Below are 17,700 nucleotides of genomic sequence, written 5' to 3'. Positions count from 1 at the left end.
CGTTTCCGCCCGCGCCATTCTTCAGTCACTTGGTCTGACGGGATCAGGCTGCCTCGGCAGACGCGTTTTCCTTGATACCATTCAGGAAGGCGCCGACTTGTTCGCGCAACTCGCGCGCTTCGCTTTCAAGGCTACGGGACGCATTGAAGACCATGTCAGCCGCTTCGTTGGTGACGCTTGCTGCTTCGGAGACGCCGGCAATGTTCGCCGACACCTCTTGCGTGCCGGAAGCCGCCTGCTGAATGTTGCTGGCGATTTCCTGGGTTGCAGCGCCCTGCTCTTCAACAGCTGCAGTGATGCTGGAGGTAATATCGTTGATCTTGCCGACGGTGTCGGTGATCGCCGCGATCGCGTCCACTGCCTGGCTGGTCTCGCCCTGGATGCTGGAGATCTGGCTCGAGATCTCTTCCGTAGCTTTGGACGTCTGGGTCGCAAGCTCCTTCACCTCGGCAGCAACAACCGCAAAGCCTTTACCGGCTTCACCGGCGCGGGCCGCCTCGATCGTTGCGTTAAGGGCCAGGAGGTTGGTCTGCTCGGCAATCGCCTGAATGAGCGTAACGACCTCGCCGATCTTGCCAGCAGCTGCCGACAAGCCCTGAATGCGATGGTTCGTCTCTGCTGCCTGGGAGGCCGCCTGCGAGGCGATTTCGCTGGAAGAGCTAACCTGACGGCCGATCTCGGTCACAGAAGCTGCGAGTTCTTCTGCAGCTGCAGCAACAGTCTCGGTGTTGGCTGATGCACTGGCCGCTGCGCCCTTGACCGCATCGCTTTGCGAGGTGGTCTGCTGAGCGCCGGCGTTCAGGCTCGTGGAAGCCGACTGAAGGCTTTCAACCGAAGCCGTGATCGTTTCCAGGAGGCCGCTGACTTTCACGTCGAAGCTGGAGGAGAGACCCTGGATATTGCGCGAGCGCTGAATGTCCAGCTCCTGGCGTTCGCTGTGCTGTGCTTCAAGTTCACGGCGAGCATTTGCGTTGGCGACGAACGTCTCCATGGCATCAGCCATTTCGCCGATCTCATCACCGCGGTTTACACCGTCAATGGTGATATCTGTATCGCCCTCTGCCAACCTCTTCATGCTCTGTGTCAGCGTCTTCAGAGGACCAGCCATGTTCCGGATTGCTGCGGTAGCGATGAACGCGACGACGAGGCCACCAACGAGAAGGAAACCGAGCAGTTCCAGTGCCTGCGACCAGAATGCCGCGGCAACATCATCAACATAGATGCCAGTCGCGACGACCCAGCCCCATGGCTGGAAAGGTGCGGCCCAGCTGGCTTTGGGCAGGAGTGCCTCTTCGCCCTTGCGATTCCACATGTAGCTGACGACGCCGCCGCCAACCTTAGCGGTCTCGATCATCTCGCGGACGTGGAACTTGCCAGTCTTGTCCTTCGAGTCCCAGGCGTTGTTGCCCTCAGTCGCCTTGTTGCTGCTGACGAGGCGGTCGCCCTTTTCATCGAAAACGAAAGCATAGTTACTGCCGTCATAGCGAATGGCGCGAATAACATCGCGTGCCTGCGTCTGTGCCTGCTCACGTGTGAGCTCGCCGGATTTTTCCAGTTCATGGAAGTAGGTGGCAACCGAGTTGGTTACCTCTACGATGGTCTCTGTCTTGGCGATCCTCTCTGCGTAGAGGACCGAGCGCAGAGACAAAAGTTCGTAGCCGACAAGAGCCAGGGTAAAGACCGCGAGGCTGATGACTGGGATCCAGATTTTGATGCTGATGCGAAAACGGTCGAGATTCATTTGACTTTGCCCGATTTGAAACCACTGCGTGAACCTTGCAGCGCACAAATTAAACAATGCTGAAGATCCCAGGATTGTTTGCTGGTCTTTTCGGACTTCAAGGTTCTCTTCTTAGCCATTGAAACAAAGCTGGTTTTTCCAGGCGAGCCTGACCTGATTTGAGAGGCGATTTCACGGAGCTCGCACTTCTGTTGCGGCATCAATGCCTTATGCAGAGTTGCACCGAAAGCGATTGCCCTGCCCCACGAAATGACGGCCATTGAAACGGCTTACGCTGCCGCTGCAGAGGTAGTTGGATTTTTGGATGTGATTGCTTTGATCGGCTGCAATTCCCACAGCAAAAGCCGGACCATTTTGGTGCGCCCTAGCGGGGAATGGGTTTCGGCGGCGGTGATTCGATGAAGCGAGAGGCAGCTTCTGCCTGAGTTGCATCGACCTCTTTCATTTGCGCCAGGGCCTGTCTTGCCAAAGCCTGATCGCCGCCCCAGACGCCCGACTGGATCGCAATGCGTAGAGCTCTTGGATCCTGCGGCGCATTTTCCAAAACAAACCGGGCGTGTGTCAGCATTGCCTCGTACCGACCAGCCAGTTGCATCGAGGTCAGAAGCGAGAGCCTCGCGTTGAGAGAATTCGGCACTTGGTCAACTGCTGCCTGATGCAAGGTTATGGCTTCTTCCAAAGCACCCGCCATGCCCAGCAGCCGACCGGCCTCCAGGTATTGCCCCTGATTTCGCGACAGCTGGCAGGTTTCGCTGATCCGCTCGACCAGATCTGCCTCGATCTCTGACGCCGGGTTCGCCCCGGCTTGTTCCATCGCTTTGGAACAAAGTGCGAGCGCACGGCCCAGCGCACCGTGAACGGCAAGAGCGTCAGGCGTATTGCGGCCCGCCAGAAGGGTGAGAACATCCTGCGCAGGCAAAGCCTCAAAGCGCCCCTCGCCGCCACCGGCAGCAATGCCGACCAGCCTGCCTTCGCTGTCTACAAGGGCACCTCCACTGACACCTGGCTGCATCCGGCTTGTAATATGGAGCCTTCCAAGCTCTGCATCCGTGGCCGGAAGGAGAATGACTTCGCCTGGCGCAAAGACCCGCACTTGCCGCCGGGCAATATCAGCGCCGACCGCATGCAGAGGGCCCTTGCCAGTAATGTGTTTGGCGGGAGTAAGGACCGCGCCATCCTCCGGCAGGCCATCCACCCTGATCAGAGCAAGATCTCCCCGATAGGAAGACGGAATAACCTCGCCCCTCAGAGGCCCTGATGGCGTGAAGACCACGACCGTGGTTCGATCAGCCACAACATGGCGGTTGGTGACCAGAAGATCCGTATCGATACGCGTCGCACTTGCCAGCGGGTCAAAGCTCTCGACCGGAAAAACCGCCTGACGCGTCCTGCAAATCACATGGGCATAGGGGCAGTCTGGCAGGCCGACGTCGCTGCGATCCTGCTGAGCGCCCACCGGCACCTGGTCGGGAAATTGAAGGTCGATTGAAAACTGGCGACCGCCCCGCAGGACGGTGACGCTGGCACCTTCCCAGTGACGCACCAGAGCCAGAGCGGAAATCACACCCCGCGGCGATCGGATCGTACGGTCGTTCAAGGCAAGGATCAGATCTCCTACCTTCAAACCGGCTTGTTGTGCAGGACCGCCGGACGCAAGCGAGGCAATCTTCGCACCAGCATGGACCTGCAGTTCGGCGCGAGAGGGGTTTTCCAGCCCCCAACCTGCAGAGACATAGGAGACCTTCCCCGTTGCGCTCAGGTCTTCGATCACACGGGCGAGAAGCGCGCTGGAGACGGCAAAGTTGACGCCAATGTTGGTCTCGGCTCTTGAGGCGAAAATAGCAGAGACCATGCCGACCAGCCTCCCCTCCCCATCAACGAGCGCACCTCCAGAACTGCCGGGATTGGCCGCCGCGTCAGTCTGAATGAAATCCTCGACCGGATTAAAGCCGGCATTGGAGACATGCCGCGCAGAAACCACGCCGCAAGTGACCGAGAGACCAAGCCCATAGGCATTTGAGATCACGCAGGCCCGGCTAGCGAGCGATGGATGCGGCGCCGTTTCCAACAGAGGTAGATCCTCCGGGACTTTCAGCAAAGCGATGTCGCTGGCCTCATCCTGGCCAATCAGCTCCGCAGGAAGGATCCGGCCGTCGGCGAGACGCACGTCGATACGCTCGGCCGGTTCAATGACATGAAAGGCTGTAGCGACAAGACCATCTTTGCCGACCACAACGCCTGAGCCCTCAGGAGCAGCACCGGGCGGCGTTCCTCCGCCCCCTTGCGGTTTCCCCGGCCAGACCGGCAAGACGGAGACCACTGAATCCAAAACGTCTTCCGGCAGGGACTGGGCGGAAAGCCTGTGTGGGTTGGCTGTGACGAAAGTGAGAAGCCAAACTGCGACAAGCAAACTCCGGATCATCGATCCTTTCTCCCGATTGGCAACTTCACGCGGTGCCGGATTGTTCCTGCCAAAGATCCTAGCCGAGGAGGCGATCGATCACCAGAACAAGCCATCAGCCGGTCAACTTCTCGGCGCGCAGCCAATGCCAAAAAGCCCGGGCAGATCGCCCGGGCTTTTGGCTGTTCGGATTGGAAATGCCCGGTCAGAAGGACTGCACGTCCAAGCGCTTGCCTAGAATTTATAGACCAGGTTTGCCTTGAAGCTCCGGCCACTTTCGGAATAGTAGCGATCCGGCTGAGACAGACTGGAGGTCGGCAGGCTGACCGCATTGTAATAGGCTTGATCGAAGACATTTTCGACGCTGGCGGACAGGCTCAACCCCTCCACCTGCTCAGGTTTCCAGCTCGCACGCAGGTCGAGAAGGCCGTAGCCAGGCGCGTAGCCTTTCGACAGGCCAACGTTGTCGCGGCTGCCGGCGATGGTCCAGGTGGCGCCAACGCCCCATTCCCCATTGTCATATCCCAGGTCGAAGATGCCCCGGAATGGCGGAATGGAGCTGATCGTTTCACCTGTATTCTCGTCCTGCCCCTCAATCATGGCAATGGTTCCCGAAACCCGCCAGTTCGGGCGGAATTTCCAGTGAACATTTGCCTCGATGCCGTAGATGCGTACGTCGTCGCGGTTGATGTATTCCGTCACACCGAAGGGGTACCCTGACAGGCCAAGCGAAGCGGCGGTCACTGACTGGGTGTCGATGAAGTTCTTGTAGAGGTTCAAGAACCCTGCAGCGCCGCCACCAAAGTTGCTGTCACCCAGTTCGATGCCCAATTCGAAGCCGTTGCTTGTCTCGGCTTCCAGGTCCGGATTGCCGATGGTCAAATAGGTTGCCGGAGATCCATAGGTGGTGAAAAGCTCGTCTGCTGTTGGCGCGCGGAAACCCTGGGCCCACTGGCCATAAACCCGGCCGAAGCTCCAAGAATATTCGGCAAGCAGCTTTCCAGAGACGGCTGCATCGGTGTTTTCCGCCAGGTTCTGGATCGAAGTGTCGTTGCTTTCATATGCAGCGGTGGAATTCGGATCATGGCTATACCAGTCGAAGCGAACGCCCGGCGTGATGGAGAAACCGCTCGTGCCCAAAGCAATCCGGTCCTCGAGGGACGCTCCGAATGTCAGGCTGGTCACATCCGGCTGATAGGACTGGTTCACATGATAGAAGCCACAGGAATAACTGTAGACCGAGGAACAGGCATCCTCTCCGGACGTAAACTGGGTGGTCTCGCCCCAGAAGCCATCGGCAGCAAACAGGAACCGGTTTTCAAGTCCGAACAGTTCTACGGTCTTGTTGAAATCACCGTGTGCGCCGACACCATCTTTCGAGATCTTGTCACCGCGATTGTAGGGCCCTGCCAGGGTGCCGGTTCGGGTCGCATTTGTATCATAGTTCAGTTCAAGGGATTGCCAGTAGCCAAGGAGATGCGCCTCATCGACGAAGGCTCCATCGGTCTGTGCCTCGAAATCATATTGCGCAGAAATCCGGCTTCGCTCGCTGGTCTCTTCCGCTTCATAGTCGGTGTAGGTGGACGAGATGCTCGTCTGCGCGTCGACATCGTCCTTGAGATAGAAGTGCTCGCCGATGATACCGATCTGATGGCCTTCTCCAAAGTCGTGATAGAGTTTGCCGAGAACATTGTACTGATCGTAGTCAGCCGGGTTCGCCTCGGTGCGTGTGGTGCCGCTACCGCCGATATCGCCCTTGTTGCTCGTCTCGTTGCCGAACTTGTAGCCCCCCTGAAGGAGCACGGAGGTGCCACCGACCCGAGCAGCCGCAGCCTGGCTTGCGCTCAAGCTGTTGTCGGCCGAATCGTAGGTGACCTTGCTTTGACCGCCCCACGTCTTGCCCTCCTTGATGATATCTGCGGGATCAATGGTGCGCAGACCCAGCATGCCGCCCAACACGCCCGAGCCGTAGCGGGAGGAGTCGCTGCCTTTCAGAATGTCAACCTGGTTCAATGTATCAAATCCGAAGGTGCTGACACCACCTGAAGCCCCGTATACCGGTTCGGTCATCCACGGCACTGGCACGCCGTCGATCGTTGTGAGAACCCTCGATCCATCGAGACCGCGAATGTTCACGCTGCCGTCGTCTTCATTGAAATCGACACTGGGGTCCAGTTTCGACAGATCGCTCAAACTTTCGATCTGGCGCTCTTCCAGTTCGTCGGCGGAAATCGTGTTTACAGTCGCACCAGTGACTTCCGCGTCGCCCTCGCCCGCAACGAGGATCTTTTCAAGCAGCGTCTTTTCCTGCTCCTGGGCAAAACCGGAAGTGATCGGCGATGTTGTGAGAATGACGGTGCTGGCAAGCAGCATCGCCATGCGCGCATGATATGACATACGACAAGTCCTTAGTGTCTAGCGATGAAGTGAGCGGCGTGTGCTGGCGCGAAAGGCGGTCGCCTTCGCAAGCTGGCAGCGGGAAAGCCCGCGGGCGGTCTACGGCTGGTTCAGCCGCTCGCCTAACCTGATATTTATACTCATGAATTAAAAAACATGATGAAAATAGTCAAGTTATTTTCGTAGCCGACAAATTCCTGCCACTTTGCAGCGATCTGACCACCGGCTGACAGACGTCAGAAATCGCACGACATAAACGGAAATGGATGACGGTAGACCTTACGTTTTCAAATACTTGCAAAAGGCACTTTTAAAACAAAGACTTCCCGCTTCGCAAAACTCTTGTCGCACCGCATCATTTCGGTTAGCCCTAGCGGTCATGGATAGAGTCGCCTGGTCCTGAGCGGAAGATCTTTGGATGTCTCCTGCTCGTCTCGGGCGTGCCTATCACGCCATTTCGAGAAACGATTTTCAGGAGAAGACCATGACCGGCAAAAAGGTGCCAGACGTTACCTTCCGCACCCGCGTTCGCGATGAGAGCATCGAAGGCCCGAACCCCTTCCGCTGGGAAGACAAGACTTCCGCTGACTATTTCGCTGGCAAGAAGGTTGTCCTCTTCTCCTTGCCCGGAGCTTTCACCCCGACCTGCTCGACGTTCCAGCTTCCGGATTTCGAAAAGCTCCATGAAGAGTTCCAGGCCGAAGGTGTCGACGAAATCTACTGCGTCTCGGTCAACGATGCCTTCGTCATGAACGCATGGGCCAAGGCTCAGGGCGTCGACAAGGTCAAAGTCATTCCGGATGGTTCCGGTGAGTTCACCCGCAAGATGGGCATGCTGGTCGCCAAGGACAATCTTGGCTTTGGCATGCGCTCCTGGCGCTATGGCGCGATCATCAACGATGGCACCGTCGAGCAGTGGTTCGAGGAAGAGGGCTTCTCGGACAACTGTGAAAGCGATCCATACGGCGTTTCTTCGCCGCAAAATATCCTTGAAAAACTGCGGTCTTCGAAAATCCAGGCCGCCTGATTTCAAGTTCCCGTCCGGCGGAACCAAAGAACCCCGCACAGCGGCCGCTCTGCGGGGTTCTTTTTTGATATCTCTCAATTTGAGCGCACGAATATCTCAGGCGCCGCGATCGAGTTTCCGTTCCTCGTCATCCTCACGCATCTCCAGCCACATGGCGTTCAAGACGGCGAGGCAGACTGCCAACGGCATGCCGAGGATCCAGGCGAAGTACCACATTTCTCAACTCTCCTCAGTAGGCCGTATCATGGTCACGTTCGATGGTTTCCTCGTCGACCTTACCCCACAGGACCTTGTAGACCCATGCCGTGTAGATCAGGATCAACGGCAGGAAAATCGCGGTCGCAACGAGCATGTTGAACAAGGTCGCATGGCTTGATGACGCATCCCAGACCGTCAGGCTCGCCTCCGGCTGGATCGAACTTGGCAGAATGAAGGGGAACATCGACAGCCCGACCGTGGAAATGATCCCGACAACGGCCGCCTTTGAACAGAGGAACGTCAGCCCCTCAAACCGGGTTTGAAGCCCGACAAGCGCGCCGAGAGTTCCCAGAAAGCCAAGTGCCGGTGCAATCATCATCCAGGGATGCAAGGCATAGTTTGCCATCCAGGCGCTGCCTTCAACGATTGCCTGCTTGGCCAGCGGGTTGGCCTGCATGTTCGGGTCAATCTCGCTGGTGATGCGGAACCCTTCGACGTAACCGGTCGAAACCAGCCAGCCCCCGAGCGCAAAAAGCACCAGGGAGACGATCGCCGCAAAGGAGCCGTACCGCCTGCCGCGAACAGCCACAACGCCCCCTGCCCGCATGCCCAGCCAGGCGCCGCCATGCACGACGAGCATGCTCACGGACAAAAGCCCGCACAGGAGAGAGAACGGAGAGAAGAGCCCGAAGAAAGACCCCTCGTAGGTCATCCGCAGGTCTTGATCGAGACTGTAGGGAACGCCGAGAAGAACGTTCCCCACCGCTACGCCAAAGACCAGGGCCGGCACAAAGGAACCCGTGAAGAGCGCCCAGTCCCAGGCAGAACGCCAGGAAGGATCGGGGCGCTTGGAGCGATATTTGAAGGCAACCGGCCGCAGGATCATGGCTGCTAGAACGATGAACATCGCCAAATAGAAGCCAGAGAAACTGATCGCATAAAGCGGTGGCCAGGCGGCGAAGATCGCGCCGCCTCCCAGGATGAACCAGACCTGATTGCCTTCCCAGGTGGCGCCGATGGTGTTGATCGCGATACGTCGTTCCACGTCGCTTTCGGCGACGAAGGGCAGCAAGGTCCCAACACCCATGTCGAAGCCATCCGTCACAGCAAACGCGATCAGGATAATGCCCAGAAGCGCCCACCAGAGCACTTTGAGGACTGAGTAGTCGATGAGTTCGTAGAGGATCATGAAACTACTCCGCAGCCATTGGAATTGGGGTCGCGGCCTCAGCCGGGGAATGCTCGGGCAGCTCGCCGTCCTCCGGGCCCTTCCGGATGTATTTGATCATCAGGGCAACCTCGATCACGAGCAGGACGGTGTAGAGCAGGACAAAGCCCGCCAGCGTGAGCAACACTTCGGTCACAGACAGGTTGGACACTGCCTGAGCCGTCGGCAACATGCCCTCGATGATCCAGGGCTGGCGGCCATACTCAGCAATGATCCAGCCCATCTCGCAGGCAATCCACGGAAGCGGGATCGACAGAACCGCGATCTGCAAAATCCAGCGCTGGTTACGGCGCAGATGATCCAGCTTGCCGGAGGAAGCGAGGTAGAAAAACACTCCCGTCAGCAAAATGAAGAAGAAGCCGCAGGCAACCATGATGCGGAAGGCATAGAACATGGGCCAGACGTTCGGCACCGCAGACCAGGCAGCGGCATCGATTTCCTCGTTGGTCGCATTCAACGGATCTGCCGCGAAAGGAAGCAGCAGATAGGCGTAGCCTAGATTGTGCTGGTTGATCTGGAAGGTCTCACGGACTTCCTGGTCGACATCGCCGTTGGTTGAGCGGATCTTTTGCAAGGCATCCCATGCGATCACACCCTGACGGATGCGGTCCTTGGAGGACTCGACTAGTTCCTTGATCCCGGGAATTTCCTCGGTCAGGGACCGGGTCGCGATCAGACCCATGACATAGGGGACTTCGATTGCGAAGGAATTGTCGCGCTTTGCCATGTCGGGGAAGGCAATCAGATTGAAAGACGCGGGAGCCGGTTCGGTCTCCCACATGGCTTCGATCGTCGCCAGTTTCATTTTCTGATTGAGGTTTGCCTCGTAGCCACTTTCATCGCCGAGCACGACAACGGAAAGAGCAGAAGCAAAACCAAAGGCAGATGCGATAGCGATGGACCGGCGTGCAATAGCGACATGCCGGCCTTTCAGCATGTACCAGGACGAAATACCGAGCATGAAGATCGCCGCAGTGACATATCCCGCCGAAACCGTGTGAACGAACTTCGCTTGAGCCACCGGGTTGAACAGCACATCAAAGAAGCTCGTAACTTCCATGCGCATCGTCTCGGGGTTGAATTCCGACCCGATCGGATGCTGCATCCAGCCGTTGGCGATCAGGATCCAGAGCGCGGAAAAGTTCGTTCCGATCGCAACAGCCCAGGTCGCGGCCAAATGCTGGCGCTTTGAAAGCCGATCCCAACCGAAGAAGAAAAGGCCGACGAAGGTAGCTTCCATGAAGAATGCCATCAGGCCTTCAATGGCGAGCGGTGCGCCGAAGACATCACCAACATACTGGCTGAAATAGGCCCAGTTCATGCCGAATTGGAACTCCATCGTCAGGCCAGTGGCGACACCCAGGACGAAATTGATCCCAAAGAGCGTGCCCCAGAATTTGACCATCCGCTTCCAGATCTCACGGCCGGTCATCACATAGACCGTTTCCATGGTCGCCAGCAGGATCGACAAGCCGATCGTCAGGGGAACGAAAAGAAAATGGTAGAGAGCCGTCATGGCAAATTGCAGCCGGGACAGGCTGACGACATCGAGTTCCATCGCGTCACCTTTCGTCATTCGGCTCCGTGGGATGACGGTGCCGAGAATCAGGGTAATCCCTTATGAGCGCAAAGGCTATTCCAAGCTGATTAGACTTTTATGATCGCCAGACGATGGTGGGACCACTGGGCGCAGAGGGATCAGCGCGGGCCCGAATTTTCCGAACCCGCGATCCCGGTCTATCGCCAGTGCGCCGCCGCTGCCATAGGCTGATCTGCGGCATCCAGCCTCAGGATGCGATCGGCCCGATCGATCTCCGCCTGTTTGTGGGCAATCATCAGGACGGCGGCATCGCCGCGAAAGCGCTGAAACCCGTCTAGAACCTGGGCTGCCGTGACCTCATCAAGGCCTTCGGTCAACTCGTCGAGAATGAAAAGATCGGGCTGCGTCAGATACGCACGGGCAAGGCCAAGACGCCTTTGTTCGCCGCCAGACAGGCCGACTCCGCCTTCGCCAAGCATGGCTTGAAGCCCTGATGTGTTGTCGGAGATGCGATCCTTCAGCGCTGCCACTTCCAAGGCTTGCCAGAGCTGACTGTCGCTCGCCTGCGGGTTCGCGATCCTCAAGTTGACTGCAACCGAATCGTGAAACAGATATGGCTTTTGTCCCAGAACGGTGATGCGACGACGCAGCTCCTCTTCCCGAATCGCATCAAGTCCCTGACCGCCGAGCTGTATGCTGCCACCATCCGGGCGCAATAAGGCAGAGGCGAGCGCGGACACGGTCGACTTGCCGCAGCCGCTCCTGCCGACAAGTGCCAACCATTCTCCGGGAGCGATTTCAAAGGAAAGGTCCTCGAGGACCTGACGCTCTGCTGCTGGATAACCAAACGAGACACGCTCGAAGGCGAGCGCCGCCTGACCCTGCTTCTGCTGACCACCATCCGCCACGTTTTGGACTGCTCGGCCTTGAGACCGTGAACCCGTTCCATTCGGTTCAACGCCTTCGACTGCCCGATGGGCAGCAAGCCGAGTGCGGTCCAGTTTGGAAAGACCCGGAATGATCATCGACACCACTTCGGGCAGTCCGAGTACCACCAGTAGGACGGCGACCGCGACTGCGATGGCGACACCACCTTCACCAACGGTCCAGATAATAGCGGCAAGGGTCAGGGCAAGCGCCACCTGTCCGGCGAAGCCGGTACATGCGCTGAGAAGACTGCTACGCGCCTCGATCGCTTCTTCGGCGTCGGCGAGACGGTCCTCCGCGGCCCGAATTGTGCCGGCAGCGGCCTCCAAGCCGCCATAGACCGCGAGATCACGGCGGCCTGCAACGAGATCGACGGTACGAAGGCGCACGGCATCTAGAGCTGCTTCCTGTCGGCGCGCATCCCGCCGCTTCTTGCGCGTCATCAGATGCACACTGAGACCAGCGATAAACACTAAAAGGACGACGGGTCCGATGGCAAGGATCAGGCTGATCGACGCGACCCACGCGACCGACAAGAGCCCGACTGCACCTGCCAAGATGCCTGGCACCACAAGGCGAAGATAGACCGCGTCCAGAGCCGTAATGTCAGAAGTCAGCCGGTTAAGCGCCGCGCCACTGCGAGGCTTCGCGCCATTTCCCGCCCGATGCGCTTGGCCCTCAAAAATCCTGCAGCGAAGATCTGTGAGAAATCGAAAGGTCGCATCATGCGTGAGCAGTCTCTCGCCATAGCGCCCCGCGGTTCTTGCAATCGCGAGCCCTCTGATTGCAGCACTTGGCAGAAAGATGTTCAAGAACGCGCCACTCATCCCAGCCAGCGCTGCCGCGGTGATGAACCAGCCCGCGACACCCAAAAGCGCAATGCCGGCAATCGCAGGAATGAGCGCAACAAGGATCCCACCGGCAAAAGCCGTGCGGTGATGGCTCCATTGCCATTTGATCAGCTTCGCGAGACCGCTCATGCCTCCACCTCCTCGCCGATCTTTTCGCTAAGGCGAATATGCCTGGCAGTAATACAAAGCAGTTTGGGATCATGGGTGGCGATCAGCAATGTCCGGCCGCGGGACATCGCCTTGAGTCCCTCGATCACATCCTGCGCAGTCTCATCGTCAAGACCAGCTGTCGGCTCGTCAGCAAGTATGATGGACGGTGCCTTGCGCATGGCCGCTCGAGCCAGGCCAATTCGCCGTATCTCCCCCACAGACAGGCCGAAACCATCCTCGCCGATCACTGTGCCCAATCCTCGTGGCAGCCGCTCGACCAGATCAACGGCGCCCGCCAGTGCAAGCGCTTGCCACATGTCTTCGTCGCTGGCGCCAGGCTCAGCCTTGCGCAAATTGGCCCTCACGCTGCCTTGAAACAGGCGCGGCGCCTGACCGACCCAGGCAAGGGACTGCCGCCAGGCCATCAAATCCATCTGCGCAAGATCGCGTCCACCGACCAGAATTCTTCCCTCGCCGAGGTCATGCAGGCCAAGGAGACAATCAATTATCGTGGTCTTGCCGGAGCCGCTTGGCCCAAGAAGCAACGCGGTTTCTCCAGCGGCGACCTCAAGATCCATCGAGTCCAGCACCCTACGCCCGCCAAGAGTAAGGCTGACGCCTTCAAAACGGATCGGAACGGTTGGTCGCAAGCATGAGGCGTCCAGCTTTTCAACGGTATCTTGAGCAGAATCAGAAGCGGGCAGTGCTTCAGAGCGTGCCCTGATATCCCGATCCAGATCAGACAGAGTCTCGGTCGCGGCCAGTCCGGCAGCGCGATCGTGATAGGCAGCGGCGTAGGCCCTCAGCGGCGCAAAATAGTCTGGCGCCAGCAGGAGAATGAAGAGGCCGGTGGTATAGCCAAGTGGCGCGCCCCAGGTTCCGATTTCGACATCGCCGAGCAGGGAAAACCCCACATAGACGGCGACAAAGGCAATGCCGAGCGCGCTGAAGAGTTCAAGGACGGTGGACGAAAGAAAGGCAATGCTCAACACCTTCATCGTGCCCTTGCGAAATGCCTCACCCACGGTCCGGATTTGGTCTTTCGTCCGGCCGACCGCTCCGAAAAGCCGCAAGGTTTCGAGACCCCGCACCCTGTCAAGAAGAAACCCGCTCATGCGAGTGAGTTCCGCCTGTTGACCTTCACTGGCGGCTTTCGCTTTCAAGCCGATCAGCGCCATGAACACCGGGATCAACGGGCCGGTCACCAGCAGGATTATGGCCGCGAGCCAGCTCACCGTTGCCGTGGCCAGGATGATCCCCACGGGAACCAGCGAAACACGTATCTTTTGCGGGTAGAAATTCGACAGATAGGGCCCAAGGGCGTCGACCTGATCCCCGACATGGGCAGCAACGGCGCCGGAGGACGGCAGTGCGCTGGCTGGGGATGCCCCGGAGATTGCCTCGAGCAACGCGCCGCGGACCCGGCTCTTCACCGCCCTTGCGGTCTGCCGCGCCCGTTTGCTTGCCTGCAAGTTCAAGAACATGCGCAAAGCAGCGAGCAGGACGAAAATCATCAGAAAAGTGACCGTTCGCCAAGAGGAACCGCCATCAAGATTTCCTTCCGGAGCGACGAAGCTGGAAACGACCGATGAGATCAGCCAAGCCTGCGCGATCCAGAGAAGATCCGACAAGGCAAACAACCGGCCCGCGCCCTTTAACTTGCGCGTTTCCTGCTCGCTCAGCGCAGCAAGGCCCTTTTCCTTATCGGAGGGATCGCTTGCTGCCTGAGGCATCTTCTGTGCCTGGTTCACATCAGCCGCAGACATCAAGGCCCCGACGATCACGGCCGGAAGGCGCGTCCATTGTAGACGTCACAAGCGATATATCCGTCCAAGCAGGCGCCATTCTCTCCCCAACGCTCGTTTTAAAACAGAGCTGTATTTTTTTCGAACCGACCGATTTGAAGACATTTGAGCTAAGGGCACCCGGCTCCTCCCTGCCCGTCTTCAAATCCTTGACGCCCCCTCGCAGAACCGGTGCTTGAAGACCGCTCCGCTCAAGATTGCCTGAAAGGCCGTTTTAGGGCGAATTCGGGCAAAAAACCAGTTATCCATTCTGTGACAAATAGCGTTCCTTGCGATCGTGCCCTTGCGCCAAATCAAACCGAAGGCACCGAGCAATCGATGTTCGGTCTGAGAAAATCGATATCAACAGCCGACCAGCGCACGACAGCACACACCCATCACTTACCTTGGATTGCAATCAGGAGAACTCAGGCAAAGGCTCTGTGTCTCAACGTAACCCTTGGATAAATTCGAAAGCTAGAGAAAATGATCAAGTCCCTGAAATAAAATGACTTATTTGCATCTTCATCAATTTTGACCACTAGGTAAATTTACCGTGGAATGAATGCACTAGAAAAAACAAATGCAATTCAGCGCGATTTGTGGTTGTAATGGTGCCATTGTTATAAATCGATGTTTTGAATTTTTTTGAAATCATTCCCGGATGGCACCGACCGCAAATTTTCGAGCGGATCATTGGTTCCCATCTCTACCTTGCAATGAGGTACCCGTAATCAACTTTAAAGCCGGCAACCTACACCGGCTTCTTTTTACCTACTTGGCAGCCCCTAAATTTTTAGGGGCGCCGTTTCAGGCCAGAAAACCTTATGTTCCGGTGCAAATGCAAAAGGGCGACCAAACGGCCGCCCTCTTTAGCTTCAGCAACTTGATGCTGGTTACTTCATTGTCGGGATGGAGAATTCCGCCCCTTCCTTGATGCCGGACGGCCAGCGGGCTGTCACGGTCTTGGTGCGGGTGTAGAACTTGAAGCCGTCTGGACCATGCTGGTTCAGGTCGCCGAAGCCGGACTTCTTCCAGCCGCCGAAGGTGTGGTAGGCGAGCGGCACGGGGATCGGCACGTTGATGCCGACCATGCCGATGTTGACCCGTGCTGCGAAATCACGCGCGGTATCGCCATCGCGTGTGTAGATCGCGGTGCCATTGCCATATTCATGATCCATGGCGAGGCCCAGGGCCTCTTCATAGGTCTGGGCACGCACCACCGACAGGACAGGACCGAAGATCTCGGTCTTGTAGATGTCCATGTCCTTGGTGACCTTGTCGAACAGGCAGCCGCCCATGAAGAATCCGTCTTCATAGCCCTGCATGGAGAAGCCGCGGCCGTCGACCACCAGGTCGGCACCTTCCTTGACGCCTTGATCGACCAGTCCCTTGACACGGGTCAGAGCTTCCTTGGTGACAAGCGGACCGAAGTCAACATCATCGCCGGCAGTATAAGGGCCGACTTTCAGGGCTTCGATCTTCGGTGCCAGTTTGGCAACAAGGGCATCTGCAGTCGCATCGCCGACCGGGACGGCGACGGAAACGGCCATGCAACGCTCACCAGCTGCACCATAACCTGCGCCGATCAAAGCGTCGGCGGCCTGATCCATATCCGCATCCGGCATGATGATCATGTGGTTCTTGGCGCCACCAAAACACTGCGCACGCTTGCCGTTCGCCGTTGCGCGGGAATAGACGTATTGCGCGATCGGTGTCGAGCCAACAAAGCCGACTGCCTGAATGACCTCATGATCGAGGATGGCGTCGACAGCGCCCTTGTCGCCATTGACCACATTGAGCAGGCCGGCAGGAAGACCCGCTTCAATCATCAGCTCGGCGAGCATGATCGGCACGGAGGGATCGCGCTCGGACGGCTTCAGGATGAAGGCATTGCCGCAAGCAATCGCTGGGCAGAACTTCCACATCGGGATCATGGCCGGGAAGTTGAACGGCGTGATACCAGCCACGACGCCAAGCGGTTGGCGCATGGAGTACATGTCGATGCCGGGACCTGCGCCTTCGGTGTAGTCACCCTTCAGGAGATGCGGTGCACCGATGCAGAACTCGGCGACTTCGAGGCCACGGATTACGTCGCCCTTCGCATCCGGCAGCGTTTTGCCGTGTTCGCGCGACAGAGCTTCAGCCAGCTTGTCCATGTCGCGGTTGAGAAGCTCAACGAACTTCATCATCACGCGGGCGCGGCGCTGCGGATTGGTCGCGGCCCATGCCGGCTGCGCAGCAGCGGCATTTGCAACGGCTGTGTCGAGTTCGGCATCTGTCGCCAGCGCCACCTTGGCCTGAACTTCGCCCGTCGCCGGATTGAAGACATCGGCAAAGCGACCGGATGTGCCTTCGACGTGCTTGCCGCCGATGAAATGACCAATTGTCTGCATGGCGTTTCTCCCTGAAACTTGTCGGGTCGATAGCGACCTGAGTGTACGTGGATCTTTCTTGCCTTTTATTTTTGTCGTAAACAAGCAGATGAAATCCGCATCCATTGTGCAAATTTCAAAGCAAGCTCGCATAACTCACACAGGCCTACACTGCCATGAACTGGGATGACATTCGCATTTTTCTGGCGGTCTCGCGCGCCGGGCAAATCCTGGCGGCCGCAAAGCGCCTGGGGCTCAACCACGCCACGGTCGCCCGCCGGCTTACCGCCCTGGAAACCGCTCTTGAAACTCGGCTGTTCGACCGCTCGACCAGCGGCTGTTTTCTCACAGAGGCAGGATCCCGTTTCCTGGACAGCGCCGAGAGGATGGAAGCGGAGATGATGTCAGCCCGCGCCGACCTTGGTGGAAACTCGCTGGAAATCAGCGGCACGGTGCGGATCGGCGCGCCGGACGGCTTCGGTGTTGCCTATCTGGCACCGCGCCTTGCGGCCCTGACCCGCGCTCACCCCGGCCTGACAGTCCAACTCGTACCCGTGCCAAGATCGTTTTCCCTGTCCCGGCGCGAGGCAGATATAGCCATCACCATCGACCGGCCGGAACACGGCCGGCTGATTGCCGCCAAGCTGGTCGATTACTCTCTCGGCCTTTACGCATCCAAGGACTACATTGCCCAAAAAGGCATGCCGGCCACGGTGGCTCAACTCACGACGCATGATCTGGTCGGCTATGTCGAAGACTTGGTCTATTCCCCGGCCCTCAACTACGCAGCAGAAGTCACACGAGACTGGCCGGCGCGCTTCGAAGTCGCCTCAGCGCTTGGGCAGACAGAAGCTGTCAGAGCAGGCGCCGGCATCGGCATTCTGCACGCCTTCATCGCCCGGAGCGATGAGACATTTGTGCCAGTCCTGCCTGAAATCAAACTCACCCGTGCCTATTGGACCGTTCAGCACGAAAGCACAAAGCCCTTGCGCCATGTGGCTCTGGCCCTGGAGTTCGTACGCAAGACGGTGGCCAAGGACCGGGCGATGTTTGGCTAGGCGGGATGCTGGCTGACCGATGG

General features: G+C 58.2%; 11 protein-coding genes. 2 read left to right on the top strand and 9 right to left on the bottom strand.

From position 1 onward, the window contains the following. Positions 1-43: 43 nt before the first annotated feature. The 3 genes from IG617_RS01600 to IG617_RS01590 all read right to left on the bottom strand — a co-directional run bounded on the left by IG617_RS01600 (position 44) and on the right by IG617_RS01590 (position 6,539). Positions 44-1,741, bottom strand: a complete 1,698-nt coding sequence (locus IG617_RS01600; RefSeq protein WP_192106708.1) for a methyl-accepting chemotaxis protein — start codon at positions 1,739-1,741, stop codon at positions 44-46. A gap of 364 nt (positions 1,742-2,105) precedes the next feature. Next, complete coding sequence (locus IG617_RS01595) at positions 2,106-4,163, bottom strand: trypsin-like peptidase domain-containing protein (protein WP_192106706.1); 2,058 nt, start codon at positions 4,161-4,163, stop codon at positions 2,106-2,108. Between the two features lie 213 nt (positions 4,164-4,376). Beyond that, positions 4,377-6,539 (bottom strand): TonB-dependent hemoglobin/transferrin/lactoferrin family receptor, encoded by a 2,163-nt coding sequence (locus IG617_RS01590; protein ID WP_192106704.1) that lies wholly within the window; start codon positions 6,537-6,539, stop codon positions 4,377-4,379. 484 nt (positions 6,540-7,023) lie between these two features. Here IG617_RS01590 and IG617_RS01585 point away from each other — a divergent pair, with 484 nt between their 5' ends. Next, the gene (locus IG617_RS01585; protein WP_192106702.1) at positions 7,024-7,566 is read left to right on the top strand and encodes a peroxiredoxin; all 543 of its coding nucleotides are present in this window, start codon (positions 7,024-7,026) and stop codon (positions 7,564-7,566) included. A 96-nt stretch (positions 7,567-7,662) separates the two neighbouring features. Here IG617_RS01585 and cydX read toward each other — a convergent pair whose 3' ends face one another. The 6 genes from cydX to IG617_RS01555 all read right to left on the bottom strand — a co-directional run bounded on the left by cydX (position 7,663) and on the right by IG617_RS01555 (position 16,640). Continuing rightward, entirely contained in the window at positions 7,663-7,782 is a 120-nt protein-coding gene (gene cydX, locus IG617_RS01580; protein ID WP_192106700.1) for a cytochrome bd-I oxidase subunit CydX, read from the bottom strand. Positions 7,783-7,795: 13 nt separating this feature from the next. Further along, positions 7,796-8,953 carry a cytochrome d ubiquinol oxidase subunit II gene (gene cydB / locus IG617_RS01575; protein ID WP_192106698.1) on the bottom strand — a complete coding sequence of 386 codons (1,158 nt, stop codon included), beginning with the start codon at positions 8,951-8,953 and terminating at the stop codon, positions 7,796-7,798. 4 nt (positions 8,954-8,957) lie between these two features. Continuing rightward, positions 8,958-10,550 carry a cytochrome ubiquinol oxidase subunit I gene (locus IG617_RS01570; RefSeq protein ID WP_192107357.1) on the bottom strand — a complete coding sequence of 531 codons (1,593 nt, stop codon included), beginning with the start codon at positions 10,548-10,550 and terminating at the stop codon, positions 8,958-8,960. Positions 10,551-10,729: 179 nt separating this feature from the next. Beyond that, a complete protein-coding gene (gene cydC, locus IG617_RS01565) occupies positions 10,730-12,439 on the bottom strand; it encodes a thiol reductant ABC exporter subunit CydC (RefSeq protein WP_192106696.1) in 1,710 nt (569 codons plus the stop codon). After that, positions 12,436-14,226: a thiol reductant ABC exporter subunit CydD gene (cydD, locus tag IG617_RS01560; RefSeq protein WP_192106694.1), complete on the bottom strand. Its 1,791-nt coding sequence runs from the start codon at positions 14,224-14,226 to the stop codon at positions 12,436-12,438. The genes cydC and cydD overlap by 4 nt, the downstream gene beginning before the upstream one ends. 914 nt (positions 14,227-15,140) lie before the next feature. Further along, positions 15,141-16,640 carry a CoA-acylating methylmalonate-semialdehyde dehydrogenase gene (locus IG617_RS01555; RefSeq protein ID WP_192106692.1) on the bottom strand — a complete coding sequence of 500 codons (1,500 nt, stop codon included), beginning with the start codon at positions 16,638-16,640 and terminating at the stop codon, positions 15,141-15,143. Between the two features lie 155 nt (positions 16,641-16,795). Between IG617_RS01555 and IG617_RS01550 the strand changes: the two genes are divergently transcribed. Then, positions 16,796-17,677, top strand: coding sequence for a LysR family transcriptional regulator (locus tag IG617_RS01550; protein WP_192106690.1), 882 nt, complete (start codon positions 16,796-16,798; stop codon positions 17,675-17,677). The last annotated feature ends 23 nt before the right edge of the window (positions 17,678-17,700 follow it).

Origin of the sequence: Roseibium polysiphoniae, assembly GCF_014842925.1 — a bacterium.
Taxonomy (GTDB): Bacteria; Pseudomonadota; Alphaproteobacteria; order Rhizobiales; family Stappiaceae; genus Roseibium; species Roseibium polysiphoniae.
The sequence above is the reverse complement of the archived record's forward strand: the minus strand, read 5'-3'. Positions and strand labels throughout refer to the sequence as shown.

Excerpts from the sequence above, each read along its gene's own strand:
- IG617_RS01600 (WP_192106708.1), bottom strand. The coding sequence starts at position 1,741 with ATGAATCTCGACCGTTTTCGCATCAGCATCAAAATCTGGATCCCAGTC.
- IG617_RS01595 (WP_192106706.1), bottom strand. The coding sequence starts at position 4,163 with ATGATCCGGAGTTTGCTTGTCGCAGTTTGGCTTCTCACTTTCGTCACA.
- IG617_RS01590 (WP_192106704.1), bottom strand. The coding sequence starts at position 6,539 with ATGTCATATCATGCGCGCATGGCGATGCTGCTTGCCAGCACCGTCATT.
- IG617_RS01585 (WP_192106702.1), top strand. The coding sequence starts at position 7,024 with ATGACCGGCAAAAAGGTGCCAGACGTTACCTTCCGCACCCGCGTTCGC.
- cydX (WP_192106700.1), bottom strand. The coding sequence starts at position 7,782 with ATGTGGTACTTCGCCTGGATCCTCGGCATGCCGTTGGCAGTCTGCCTC.
- cydB (WP_192106698.1), bottom strand. The coding sequence starts at position 8,953 with ATGATCCTCTACGAACTCATCGACTACTCAGTCCTCAAAGTGCTCTGG.
- IG617_RS01570 (WP_192107357.1), bottom strand. The coding sequence starts at position 10,550 with ATGGAACTCGATGTCGTCAGCCTGTCCCGGCTGCAATTTGCCATGACG.
- cydC (WP_192106696.1), bottom strand. The coding sequence starts at position 12,439 with ATGAGCGGTCTCGCGAAGCTGATCAAATGGCAATGGAGCCATCACCGC.
- cydD (WP_192106694.1), bottom strand. The coding sequence starts at position 14,226 with ATGTCTGCGGCTGATGTGAACCAGGCACAGAAGATGCCTCAGGCAGCA.
- IG617_RS01555 (WP_192106692.1), bottom strand. The coding sequence starts at position 16,640 with ATGCAGACAATTGGTCATTTCATCGGCGGCAAGCACGTCGAAGGCACA.
- IG617_RS01550 (WP_192106690.1), top strand. The coding sequence starts at position 16,796 with ATGAACTGGGATGACATTCGCATTTTTCTGGCGGTCTCGCGCGCCGGG.